Below are 11,591 nucleotides of genomic sequence, written 5' to 3' on the forward strand. Positions count from 1 at the left end.
GCCCTGCAAATCAGCCACTTGAAAAACCCGTGCTGGCACCGCGCCTGTTTCAATCTGCACGACTGCACTGTGGGCTCCGGCATTTTGCACGACAGGTGCTTACTACTTCGCCACGGCCGGCGGCGGACTGACGCCGAATCGCGTGCGGTATTCACTCGGCGCCAGCCCGGTGATTTTCTTGAACGTCGCGCGAAAGGCTCCCGGATCCTGATAGCCCACCGTCCACGCAATGTTGTCGATGGTGCCGTTGGTGAACTCGAGCATTTCCCGGGCCTTGCCGACCCGCAGGTGCTGGCAGTATTCGGTGGGTTTCAGGCCGGTCGCCGCGCGGAAACGGCGCAGGAAAGTACGTTCTTCGAGGCCCGCGCGTTCGGCCATCGCCGTCAGCGAGACATCGGTCGCGCCATTGCCTTGCAGCCAGTGCTGAACCTTGAGAATCGCCCCGTCGCCATGATTGAGGATCGGGGCGAAATTGCTGCCGCAGGCACTGGCGCTGTCGCTGTGTTCCACCACCAGGAATCGCGCGGTCGCGCTGGCGATGCTCGGCCCGAGCAGACGATCGACCAGCCGTAGCCCCAGTTCCGACCAGGCCATCAAACCGGCCGTGGTGATCAGGTCGCCGTCATCGACAATCGGTGTGTCGGCTTTGAGTTTAATGTGTGGATATCGCTCCGCGAACGCCTTGGCTGACGTCCAGTGCGTGGTGGCGCTGCGACCGTCGAGCAGACCGCTTTCGGCCAGCAGCAGAGAACCGACGCACACCCCGCCGAGGGTGGCGCCGCGGGCGTGTTGCTCGCGCAGCCAGTGAATCAGCCCGGTGGGCACCTGGGCTGCCGAAAAACCGCCAATGGACGGCGGAATCACGACCGCCACCAGACCCGCTTCGGCGCCAGGGTCGCTGTCGTGGACCCGCACCGGCGATTGATCGCCCTCGACCTGCCAATGGCTGACCCGCAAGCGTGGCAACTGCGCACTCTGGTGCTCGGCAGCGACCCGGTTGGCCACCGCGAACAGGTCGGTCAACCCATGCACCGCCGCCAGCTGCGCGCCGGGATAGATCAGCACACCCAGTTCGACGACTGCCGGTTTCGCGTCCATTGTCAGTTTTCCCCTGTGTATTGTCGGTGCGGCCAATCCTCGAAAACGTGGTCGGCGCCAATACTGAGCCCACACCCAACGTTCACTTCGAGGACACACCCATGGCCAAGCAAGCGCTCATCGTAGTCGATATCCAGAACGACTACTTCCCCCAAGGCAAGTGGCCGCTGGCCGGTGCCGACGCCGCCGCCGACAACGCCGCCCGGCTGATCGCGGCGTTCCGCGAGGCCGGTGATTCGGTGGTGCACATCCGCCACGAATTCACCTCGCCCGAAGCGCCGTTTTTTACTCCGGGCTCCGAGGGCGCCAAGCTGCATCCGAAAGTGCTCAACCGCGCCGACGAGCCGGTGGTGCTCAAGCATTTCGTCAACTCGTTCCGCGAAACCGAGCTGCAATCGATCCTCGACGAACAGGGCATCAAGGAGCTGGTGGTGGTCGGCAGCATGAGCCACATGTGCGTCGACGGCATCACCCGTGCGGCGGCAGATCTGGGCTACAGCGTCACGGTGATTCACGATGCCTGCGCCAGCCGTGACCTGGAATTCAACGGCCTGACCGTGCCGGCCGCCCACGTGCATGCGGCATTCATGTCGGCGCTGGGGTTTGCCTACGCCAGCGTGGTGTCCACCGACGAGTTCCTCGCTGCCAGCCGCTAAGCCCTGCTCTGATACAACCAGAAAAATCTGCGCCCGCCTCGCTGCGGGCGTTTTTTCGCGTGTCATAAAAATCTCACGCGTGAGCCATTGATGGCACTTTGAATTGGTTGTAGTGTTGCTCACGCGTGAGATGTTCATAACGGAGTCATCGCCATGAAAAGCCGCTCCCCTGCCACTAAGTCAGAGAGCCCAAAGGGAGTGCGCTCGACACCGTCCGCAAAAAAACCGTCGAGCTTCTATATGAAGCAGATGCGCGCGGGCCTGGCTGCCGCCGGTTATGTGAAACACGAAACTTGGGTGCTTCCGGAAAACCGAAGCTTGCTCAAGCAAATGGAGCAACAGCTACGCCAACCGATTCTGGCTGGCTCATTCATGTCGGAGAATTACATGAGCGCAGGCAACAACTGGAACATCGATAGCCTCTACAACGCTTTCAAGGCGCTGGACGAGGTGGCTTCGCAAGAGATCACGCTGTCTCTGATCCAGAGCTCCGAACCCAGCCTCAAGCTGGAAATGAACGAATTCGGCGGTCTGCCGATTCACATCGCCCTCGCCGGTCAGCAGATCATCGTCGACACCGTGCTGGTGGACATCGATTCGATCACCGACGTGCGCGCGTTCAACGACGCCGTACTGCGCAGCCGGGAAATGTTCCCGCTGTCGTCGATCGGCATCGAGACCATGCCCAACGGCCAGACCGTCTACAACATGTTCGGTGCACTGAGTGCCGACTCGAGCCTGACCAACGTGGTCACCGAGGTGAAAACCCTGGTCGACAACGTGCAGCGCGCCAGCGAAGCCTTCGAACACTTCTTCAAGTAATCAACAGGGAATATCCAATGACTCAGTCCATCTGGAGCAAGTTGTTCACCGCGCTGCGCGGCGGCGCCAACGAAGTCGGCGAAGCGATCGCCGACCAACAGGCCCTGCGCATCCTCGATCAGGAAATCCGTGACGCCGACAGCGCGCTGTCCAACGCCCGTCGCGAACTGGTCACCATCATGGCCAAGCACAAACTCTCCGCCGACCGCGTGAGCGAGTACGAAGCCAAGATCAGGGACCTGGAAGCCAAGGCCGTTTCCGCCCTGAACGCCGGCCGTGAAGACCTGGCGCTGGAAGTGGCCGAAGCGATCTCGACCCTGACCAACGACCTGGGCGTCGAGAAGAAGCAGAGCGACGAGTTCGGCACCTACGCCGACAACATGCGCAAGGACATCAACAAGGCCGAAGCGCGAATCAAGAGCCTGCGCCAGCAAGTGGACATGGCCAAGGCCCGTGAAAGCGTGCAGAAGGCTCAGGTCAGCGCCTCGATCGCCAGCGGCGGCGCCAACGGCAAGCTGGAAACCGCTGTCGGCACTCTGAACCGTCTGCAAGCCAAGCAGCAGCAACGCGCTGCCGAGCTGAGTGCTGCCGACGAGCTGGCCGATGCGTCGACCGGCAACGACCTGGATCGCAAGCTGCGCGAAGCCGGCATCACGCCGAACGAAGGCAGCGCCAACGCTATCCTTGAGCGTCTGAAGCAGAAGTCCGCCCAGTAACGGCGGCGAGAAAAAAGAAGGGCACCGGGTGCCCTTCTTTTTTGCCTGCTCGTTTGTCACGAGGCCGGTACACTAGCGGCGTTTTGCCAACGAATATCTCCACCCGCTTCAAGGAATGTACCCATGGGATGGTTCAAAGATTTGCTCGGCACCAGCAACTGGCAGTCGGCCGCGCCGGCGTCCGGGTCTGCCGGCGGCCCGCTCGGACTGGCGCAGGGCAAGGCGATCCGCTTCGACACGACCCTCGGCCTGTTGCTCGACGGCAGCACCTCGGTGCGAGTTCCCGACGCCCAGGCCATCTGGAGCGCCGGCTGGATCGACCTCGGTCAGTCGAACAAACTGCATCGCTACTACCTGAACGACGAAGAATTCTGGGTACAGATCCATGTCACGGGCGACGACCAGATCGAGTCGGTGACGCTGTTCAATTACGTCAGCTACGTGACGGTCAACAGTGACGCCGAACTGCAGCGCCTGGCCGGCCCGAACAGTCAGATCGGCCTGCCGACCTATCGCCACGAAGGTGTCGAATACACCCGTGAATGGGGCACCGAACGCGGCCAGACCGAACTGGTGCCGCTCACCGAACAGGTGATCAACCCGGACGAGTCCTACACCATCAACCATCACTCGATGCTCTACGCCCGCGAGACCGGCCTGACCGATCGCCGCGAGCTCTTGCTGTTCTCCGTCGAACAGGACGAGGAAGGCACTGTCAGCCTGAGCACGTCGCTGGGCATCTCGCTGTACACCACCGATTTGAGCACCATTTAAAAGGAAGTTTTCCATGCTGGAAGCGTTGTCCATTTCCCTGAACAAAGCCGCGCTGGTCGGTTTCGTTGCCTACCTGATCGGCGCCGTGCTGCTGTTCATGCTGTTTCAGTTCGTCTACACCCGCGTCACGCCACACAAGGAATTCGAGCTGATCCGTTCCGGCAACGTCGCCGCCGCCATTGCCCTGTCCGGCGCAATCATCGGTTTCGCGATTCCGGCGAGCAACGTGATCGCCCATTCGATCAACGTCCTCGACTTCGTCCTCTGGGCGGTGATCGCAGCGGTGGTGCAATTGTTGGCCTTCCTGGCCACCGGGCTGGTGCTCAAGGGCACGTCCCAGCGCATCGCCAACGGTGAAATCGCTGCGGGCATCTATGTGGCGGCGGTGGCGATCAGCGTCGGCATGCTGAACGCCGCGTGCATGACCCCGTCCTACTGATCGGCAGGAAGCCTGAGATGAAACGAAGCAAGTACGTTCAACTGTCGCTGGCCGCTTCGGTGGCCCTGGCGATTTCCGGTGAAGTGGCCGCCCAGGAACAGCAACGCAACTTCCAGAGCGTCGAACAATGCGTCGACGCCGAACTGGCACCGGATGTCTGCTCGAACGCGTACGTCGCGGCCCTGGCCGAACACCGGCGGATCTCCCCGGCCTACGACGACAAGGCTGCCTGCGACGCGGACTTTGCCGCTGACTGGTGTCAGAAAAATTCCGCCGGCCGTTTCGTGCCGAAACTCGGTGGCTTCAAGGTGCCGCAGGACGGTGAGCCGGCGCAGAACCTCGATGCGATCGCCAATGCGCAGATGCCTGCCGGCGATGCGGCTGCCGTACAGAGCAATCAGACCAGCACTTCGCACTCGTCCAGCGGTGCAGGCAACGGCTGGCTCACCGGATGGCTGATCGGCAATGCCATGAGCAACAACCGCGCGAGCGACTCGCGGCCGGTTTATCGCGAGCGCAATACCCGCCAGACCTACGACACCTCGACGCTGAACCGTCGGATCGAGTCGGCACCAAGCCGCAGTCAGCGGGACTACGACAGCGATTACCGCAAACCGGTCAACGTCGCCTCCTCCACCTCCCGTGGCGGTTTCGGCAGCCAGTCCAGCGCACGCAGCGGTTGGGGCGGCTGGGGCCGTTCGAGCAGCTGACCATGAAGAAGATCCACTGCGCCGAGCGCCACGACTGGAAACAGACCGCCGAAAGCCTCGGTTTTCTGTTTCACACCATCGACGACGAGCCGTACTGGGACGAGCGCGCCTACTACCAGTTCACGCTCGCGCAGATCGAAAACGACCTGGAAGATCCGACCACCGAGCTGCATGAGATGTGCATGGACCTGGTCGACCGCGTCGTGCACAGCGAAGAACTGCTGGATCGTCTGAGCATTCCGGCGCCGTACTACGACATGATCCGAACGTCCTGGCTGGAAGGTCATCCGCATCTGTACGGGCGCATGGACTTCTCCTACAACGGCAACGGCCCGGCGAAGCTGCTCGAACTCAACTACGACACGCCGACCAGTCTTTACGAAGCGTCGGCGTTCCAGTGGGGCTGGCTGGAACAATGCATCGAGCGCGGGATGCTGCCGCGCCATGCAGACCAGTTCAACAGCATCGACACCCGGCTGCACGAAGCCTTTGCCCAACTGAAACTCACGCGGCCGTTTTACTTCGCCTCGATGAAAGACTCGGTGGAAGACAAGGGCACCACGGATTACCTGCGGTTGATCGCAGAGAAGGTCGGCATCGAATCGCGGCACATCGACATCGAAGACATCGGCCTGAGCGCTGAGGGTCGTTTCGTGGATCTCGAGGATCGCTGGATCCCGCACCTGTTCAAACTGCACGCCTGGGAGTTCATCTTCCACGAACCGTTCGGCGCGGCAATTGCCGAATGCGACACCCAGTTTTTCGAACCGGCGTGGAAGTCGATCCTCTCCAACAAGGGCGCCCTACCCCTGCTGTGGGAGTTGCACAAGGGCCACCCGAATCTGCTGGCCGCGCACCTCGATCCGAACCCGGGCAGTGCGGTGCCCAAGGGCTGGGTACGCAAACCGTACTTCTCCCGGGAAGGCGCCAACATCGAGTTGCAGACCGCCGAAGGTCTGATCGTCAAAGAGGATGGGCCCTACACCGATGCGCCCTTCATCCTGCAGAAATTTGCCCCTTTGCCGAAGTTCGACGACAGCTACACGTTGATCGGTTCGTGGGTAATCGGTGATCAGGCGGCGGGGATTGGTGTGCGGGAAGACAATAGTCTGATTACCAAGGATTCGAGCCGGTTTCTGCCGCATCTGATTCTTGACTGAAAAAACCTGCGCGCATGAAAAAGGCCCGTCGTGTTAAGCGACGGGCCTTTTTTATTTAGCGCGGATACAGCAGCGAATCAGAACGGAATATCGTCATCGAAGCTGTCGAAATCCGGAGCCGGTTGCGGTGCGGCCTGCTGTGGAGCCGGGGCCGGACGCTGCTGAGGTGCCGACTGCTGCGGACGCGGAGCCTGTTGGCGTGGCGCCTGCTGCTGATAGTTGTTGCCACCGCCTTGTTGGTCGCCCTGTTGTGGACGGCCGCCGAGCAGTTGCATGGTGCCTTGCATGTCGACCACGATTTCGGTGGTGTAACGCTTGATACCGTCTTTTTCCCACTCACGGGTCTGCAGCTTGCCTTCGATGTACACCTGCGAACCCTTGCGCAGGTATTCGCCGGCGATCTCGGCAACCTTGCCGAACATCGATACGCGGTGCCACTCGGTCTTCTCGACCTTCTGACCGGTCTGCTTGTCGGTCCACTGCTCGCTGGTCGCCAGACTCAGGTTGGTCACGGCGTTACCGTTGGGCAGGTAGCGTACTTCGGGATCCTGGCCGCAAGTACCGACCAGAATGACTTTGTTAACCCCACGGGCCATAACGTTCTCCTAGGCTTCGCACGCAGTCTGCGCCGGGTTGTTCACCAGGCGTTCGAGAGTGGTGCGATCCATTAATTCGGTGTCCAGTTTGATGTAGATCGCCGCTTCATCAGCGACTATCACTGCATCAGTTACCCCTACGAGGGCCTTGAGACGCTCGACCAGACCCGCTTCGCGGATCGCTTCGGGCGACAGCGGCAGGCGCAGGCTCGTCACGTAGGGAGGTTCGCGCATGGTAACAGCAAAGGCCAGCCAAAGTGCAGCCAGCCCGGCACATCCGAGGAACACAACCGACAGACCGCCATGCTGGAACATCCAGCCGCCGAGAATACCGCCGAGTGCCGAACCGAGGAACTGACTGGTGGAGTACACGCCCATGGCCGTGCCTTTGCCACCTGCCGGTGAAACCTTACTGATCAGTGACGGCAGCGAAGCTTCCAGCAGATTGAACGCGGTGAAGAACACCACCGTCCCGATCACCAGAGCCCGCAGGCTGTCACCGAACTGCCAGAAGAATAGCTCAGTGAGCATCAGCGTCATCACGGCGCCGAGCAAAACTCGTTTCATTTTGCGTTTCTTCTCGCCGTAGATAATGAACGGGATCATGGCGAAGAAAGAAATCAGCAGCGCGGTGAGGTAGACCCACCAGTGTTGCTCCTTGGGCAGACCGGCTTTTTCAACCAGTGCCAGGGGCAGTGCGACGAAGCTCGACATCAACATCGCATGTAACACAAAAATGCCCAGGTCCAGCCGCAGCAGGTCCGGGTGCTTGAGCGTCGGCATCAACGCCTGGCGCGCGACGCCGGACTCCCGATGACTCAGCGGCCCGGTGGATTTCGGCACCATGAACATCACGATCACGATCCCGACCAGTGCCATGCCCCCGGTGGCGAGGAACAGGCCGGACAAGCCGAACGCACGGGTCAGCAGCGGGCCGACGACCATCGCCACGGCGAACGACAGGCCGATGGTCATGCCGATCATGGCCATGGCTTTGGTGCGGTGCTGTTCGCGGGTCAGGTCGGAAAGCAAGGCCATGACCGCTGCGGAAATAGCGCCGGCGCCCTGCAGGATCCGCCCGGCAATCACGCCCCAGATCGAATCGGCCTGAGCCGCCAGCACGCTGCCAAGGGCGAAGACGATCAGCCCAAGGTAAATCACCGGACGCCGGCCGATGCGGTCGGAAATGATCCCGAACGGAATCTGGAAAATCGCCTGGGTCAGGCCGTAAGCGCCGATCGCCAGCCCGATCAGGGCCGGGGTCGCTCCCGCCAGATCCATGCCGTAGGTCGCCAGTACCGGCAACACCATGAACATGCCAAGCATACGGAAGGCGAACACCAGGGCCAGACCGCTCGCCGCGCGGGTCTCGCTGCCACTCATGCGTTCGCTGTGGGGATCGTGCATGGAAAAACCTCGTGTGAACCGGCGGCGATTCTACCAGTCCCATCGAGAGACGGGGTATATCGCGACGCTTTGACGCGTACAGATGAAACTCTCTTCATGTAAGGCAAAAAACCCTTCATTTGATAGTGTGCATCCATCCAGTATTTGGCCGTATACTCCTGTGTTTTCGACGCCCGCCGAGCGAGGCCATTTTGGACAAGATCCTGATTCGTGGGGCCCGCACCCACAACCTGAAGAACATCGACCTGACCCTGCCACGGGACAAACTGATCGTCATCACCGGCCTGTCCGGATCCGGCAAGTCGTCCCTGGCCTTCGACACGCTGTACGCCGAAGGTCAGCGCCGCTATGTCGAATCCCTGTCGGCCTATGCCCGGCAGTTCCTGTCGATGATGGAAAAACCCGACGTCGACACCATCGAAGGCCTGTCGCCGGCGATCTCCATCGAACAGAAGTCGACCTCGCACAACCCGCGCTCCACGGTCGGCACCATCACCGAAATCTACGACTACCTGCGTCTGCTTTATGCACGCGTCGGTACGCCGCGCTGCCCGGATCACGACATTCCGCTGGAAGCCCAGACCGTCAGCCAGATGGTCGACCTGGTGCTGGCCCAGCCGGAAGGCAGCAAGCTGATGCTGCTGGCGCCGGTGATTCGCGAGCGCAAGGGCGAGCACCTGTCGGTATTCGAAGAGCTGCGCGCCCAAGGCTTCGTCCGGGCCCGGGTCAACGGCCGGCTCTGCGAGCTGGACGAACTGCCGAAACTGGATAAACAGAAGAAGCACACGATTGAAGTCGTGGTCGACCGCTTTAAGGTTCGCGCCGACCTGCAGCAGCGTCTGGCGGAGTCCTTCGAGACCGCGCTGAAGCTGGCCGACGGCATCGCGCTGGTAGCGCCGATGGACGACGAGCCGGGCGAAGAGATGATTTTCTCCGCGCGCTTCGCCTGCCCGATCTGCGGCCACGCGATCAGCGAGCTGGAACCCAAGCTGTTTTCCTTCAACAACCCGGCCGGCGCCTGCCCGACCTGCGACGGTCTGGGTGTGAAGCAGTTCTTCGACATCAAGCGACTGGTCAACGGTGAGCTGACCTTGGCCGAGGGCGCGATCCGCGGCTGGGACCGGCGCAACGTCTATTACTTCCAGATGCTCGGCTCACTGGCCGCGCACTACGGTTTCAGCCTGGAGCAGCCGTTCAATGAGCTGCCGGCCGATCAGCAGAAGTACATCCTGCACGGCAGCGGCTCGCAGAACGTCGACTTCAAATACCTCAACGACCGGGGCGACATCGTCAAACGCTCGCACCCGTTCGAAGGCATCGTGCCGAACCTCGAGCGCCGCTACCGCGAAACCGAATCGGCGAGCGTGCGCGAAGAACTGGCGAAGTTCCTCAGCACTCAGTCCTGCCCGGATTGCCGTGGCACCCGCCTGCGTCGCGAAGCGCGGCACGTGTGGGTCGGCGAGAAAACCCTGCCGGCGGTGACCAACCTGCCGATCGGCGACGCCTGCGATTACTTCGGCGCGCTGAAGATGACCGGGCGCCGTGGCGAGATCGCCGACAAGATTCTCAAGGAAATCCGCGAGCGCCTGCAATTCCTGGTCAATGTCGGTCTCGACTATCTGTCGCTGGATCGTAGTGCCGACACGCTATCTGGCGGCGAGGCACAGCGGATTCGTCTGGCCAGCCAGATCGGCGCGGGCCTGGTGGGTGTTCTCTATATCCTTGATGAACCGTCCATTGGTCTGCACCAGCGCGACAACGATCGCCTGCTCGGCACCCTCAAACACCTGCGCGACATCGGCAACACGGTGATTGTGGTCGAGCACGACGAAGACGCGATCCGTCTGGCCGACTATGTAGTGGATATCGGCCCGGGCGCCGGCGTTCATGGCGGACAGATCGTCGCCGAAGGCACGCCGGACGAAGTCATGGCGCATCCAGACTCGCTGACCGGTAAGTACCTGTCGGGCCGGGTGAAGATTGAAGTGCCGGCCAAGCGCACACCGCGCAACAAGAAGCAGGTGCTGTCGCTCAAGGGTGCGCGGGGCAACAACCTGCGCAACGTCGACCTGGAAATCCCGATCGGCCTGCTGACTTGCGTGACGGGTGTTTCCGGTTCCGGCAAATCGACGCTGATCAACAACACGCTGTTCCCGCTGAGCGCAACGGCACTCAATGGCGCGACCACCCTGGAAGCCGCAGCCCACGACAGCATCAAAGGCCTGGAACATCTGGACAAGGTCGTCGATATCGACCAGAGCCCGATCGGCCGTACGCCACGCTCCAACCCGGCGACCTATACCGGGCTGTTCACGCCGATCCGCGAACTGTTTGCCGGGGTTCCCGAGTCCCGCTCCCGTGGTTACGGCCCGGGGCGGTTCTCGTTCAACGTCAAGGGCGGTCGTTGCGAAGCCTGCCAGGGCGACGGTCTGATCAAGGTGGAAATGCACTTCCTGCCGGACATCTACGTTCCGTGCGATGTGTGCAAGAGCAAGCGCTACAACCGCGAAACCCTGGAGATCAAATACAAGGGCAAGAGCATCCACGAAACCCTCGAAATGACCATCGAGGAAGCGCGGGTGTTCTTCGACGCGGTGCCAGCGCTGGCGCGCAAGCTGCAAACGCTGATGGATGTGGGCCTGTCGTACATCAAGCTCGGGCAGTCGGCGACCACGCTGTCCGGTGGTGAGGCCCAGCGGGTCAAGTTGTCTCGCGAGCTGTCCAAGCGCGATACCGGCAAGACCCTGTATATCCTCGACGAGCCGACCACCGGTCTGCACTTCGCGGATATCCAGCAATTGCTCGACGTACTGCATCGCCTGCGCGACCACGGCAACACCGTGGTGGTGATCGAGCACAACCTCGACGTGATCAAGACGGCCGACTGGCTGGTGGATCTCGGCCCCGAGGGTGGTTCGAAAGGTGGGCAGATCATCGCCACCGGTACACCGGAGGAAGTGGCCGAGATGAAGCAATCTCACACCGGGCACTACCTCAAGCCGCTGTTGATCCGCGATCGGGCCTGATCGGCGGGCATGAAAAAGCCCCTGTCACTTCGTCAGTGACAGGGGCTTTTTTGTATCGGCTGTCTCGTCCTGAATAAGGTTTACACCTTCTGGCTTCTTATCAGGAGTGTGCAATGGATTCGGGCGCAAAACGCAGTCAACGCGATTACACGCTGACTTTTAAATTGTCGGTTGTCGACCAAGTCGA

11 protein-coding genes are annotated in these 11,591 nt (G+C 61.4%); 8 read left to right on the forward strand and 3 right to left on the reverse strand.

Going from position 1 to position 11,591, the window contains the following annotated elements:
- Nucleotides 1-102: 102 nt before the first annotated feature.
- On the reverse strand, nt 103-1,098 hold the full coding sequence (locus tag K5E37_RS22145) for a GlxA family transcriptional regulator (RefSeq protein WP_221535150.1): 996 nt from the start codon (nt 1,096-1,098) through the stop codon (nt 103-105).
- A gap of 101 nt (nt 1,099-1,199) precedes the next feature.
- On the opposite strand from K5E37_RS22145, the gene K5E37_RS22150 reads away from it, so the two are divergent.
- The 7 genes from K5E37_RS22150 to K5E37_RS22180 all read left to right on the forward strand — a co-directional run bounded on the left by K5E37_RS22150 (nt 1,200) and on the right by K5E37_RS22180 (nt 6,375).
- Nucleotides 1,200-1,754 carry a cysteine hydrolase family protein gene (locus K5E37_RS22150; protein WP_085609130.1) on the forward strand — a complete coding sequence of 185 codons (555 nt, stop codon included), beginning with the start codon at nt 1,200-1,202 and terminating at the stop codon, nt 1,752-1,754.
- 153 nt (nt 1,755-1,907) lie between these two features.
- Nucleotides 1,908-2,576, forward strand: coding sequence for a YjfI family protein (locus K5E37_RS22155; RefSeq protein ID WP_007955624.1), 669 nt, complete (start codon nt 1,908-1,910; stop codon nt 2,574-2,576).
- 17 nt (nt 2,577-2,593) lie between these two features.
- Nucleotides 2,594-3,292: a PspA/IM30 family protein gene (locus K5E37_RS22160; RefSeq protein ID WP_103385518.1), complete on the forward strand. Its 699-nt coding sequence runs from the start codon at nt 2,594-2,596 to the stop codon at nt 3,290-3,292.
- 123 nt (nt 3,293-3,415) lie between these two features.
- A complete protein-coding gene (locus tag K5E37_RS22165; RefSeq protein ID WP_085609133.1) occupies nt 3,416-4,066 on the forward strand; it encodes a DUF2491 family protein in 651 nt (216 codons plus the stop codon).
- Between the two features lie 13 nt (nt 4,067-4,079).
- Nucleotides 4,080-4,505 carry a DUF350 domain-containing protein gene (locus K5E37_RS22170; RefSeq protein ID WP_007955627.1) on the forward strand — a complete coding sequence of 142 codons (426 nt, stop codon included), beginning with the start codon at nt 4,080-4,082 and terminating at the stop codon, nt 4,503-4,505.
- Nucleotides 4,506-4,522: 17 nt separating this feature from the next.
- Nucleotides 4,523-5,215 (forward strand): DUF1190 domain-containing protein, encoded by a 693-nt coding sequence (locus K5E37_RS22175; protein WP_085609134.1) that lies wholly within the window; start codon nt 4,523-4,525, stop codon nt 5,213-5,215.
- 2 nt (nt 5,216-5,217) lie between these two features.
- Nucleotides 5,218-6,375, forward strand: a complete 1,158-nt coding sequence (locus tag K5E37_RS22180) for a glutathionylspermidine synthase family protein (RefSeq protein WP_221535151.1) — start codon at nt 5,218-5,220, stop codon at nt 6,373-6,375.
- A gap of 77 nt (nt 6,376-6,452) precedes the next feature.
- Here K5E37_RS22180 and K5E37_RS22185 read toward each other — a convergent pair whose 3' ends face one another.
- Nucleotides 6,453-6,971 carry a single-stranded DNA-binding protein gene (locus K5E37_RS22185; RefSeq protein WP_007966163.1) on the reverse strand — a complete coding sequence of 173 codons (519 nt, stop codon included), beginning with the start codon at nt 6,969-6,971 and terminating at the stop codon, nt 6,453-6,455.
- A 9-nt stretch (nt 6,972-6,980) separates the two neighbouring features.
- On the reverse strand, nt 6,981-8,378 hold the full coding sequence (locus K5E37_RS22190) for an MFS transporter (protein ID WP_007955631.1): 1,398 nt from the start codon (nt 8,376-8,378) through the stop codon (nt 6,981-6,983).
- Between the two features lie 191 nt (nt 8,379-8,569).
- Here K5E37_RS22190 and uvrA point away from each other — a divergent pair, with 191 nt between their 5' ends.
- Nucleotides 8,570-11,404 (forward strand): excinuclease ABC subunit UvrA, encoded by a 2,835-nt coding sequence (gene uvrA, locus K5E37_RS22195; RefSeq protein WP_085609137.1) that lies wholly within the window; start codon nt 8,570-8,572, stop codon nt 11,402-11,404.
- The last annotated feature ends 187 nt before the right edge of the window (nt 11,405-11,591 follow it).

The sequence above is a fragment of the Pseudomonas sp. RIT778 genome (assembly GCF_019718735.1).
GTDB classification, from domain to species: Bacteria; Pseudomonadota; Gammaproteobacteria; order Pseudomonadales; family Pseudomonadaceae; genus Aquipseudomonas; species Aquipseudomonas aphyarum.

Excerpts from the sequence above, each read along its gene's own strand:
- K5E37_RS22145 (WP_221535150.1), bottom strand. The coding sequence starts at position 1,098 with ATGGACGCGAAACCGGCAGTCGTCGAACTGGGTGTGCTGATCTATCCC.
- K5E37_RS22150 (WP_085609130.1), top strand. The coding sequence starts at position 1,200 with ATGGCCAAGCAAGCGCTCATCGTAGTCGATATCCAGAACGACTACTTC.
- K5E37_RS22155 (WP_007955624.1), top strand. The coding sequence starts at position 1,908 with ATGAAAAGCCGCTCCCCTGCCACTAAGTCAGAGAGCCCAAAGGGAGTG.
- K5E37_RS22160 (WP_103385518.1), top strand. The coding sequence starts at position 2,594 with ATGACTCAGTCCATCTGGAGCAAGTTGTTCACCGCGCTGCGCGGCGGC.
- K5E37_RS22165 (WP_085609133.1), top strand. The coding sequence starts at position 3,416 with ATGGGATGGTTCAAAGATTTGCTCGGCACCAGCAACTGGCAGTCGGCC.
- K5E37_RS22170 (WP_007955627.1), top strand. The coding sequence starts at position 4,080 with ATGCTGGAAGCGTTGTCCATTTCCCTGAACAAAGCCGCGCTGGTCGGT.
- K5E37_RS22175 (WP_085609134.1), top strand. The coding sequence starts at position 4,523 with ATGAAACGAAGCAAGTACGTTCAACTGTCGCTGGCCGCTTCGGTGGCC.
- K5E37_RS22180 (WP_221535151.1), top strand. The coding sequence starts at position 5,218 with ATGAAGAAGATCCACTGCGCCGAGCGCCACGACTGGAAACAGACCGCC.
- K5E37_RS22185 (WP_007966163.1), bottom strand. The coding sequence starts at position 6,971 with ATGGCCCGTGGGGTTAACAAAGTCATTCTGGTCGGTACTTGCGGCCAG.
- K5E37_RS22190 (WP_007955631.1), bottom strand. The coding sequence starts at position 8,378 with ATGCACGATCCCCACAGCGAACGCATGAGTGGCAGCGAGACCCGCGCG.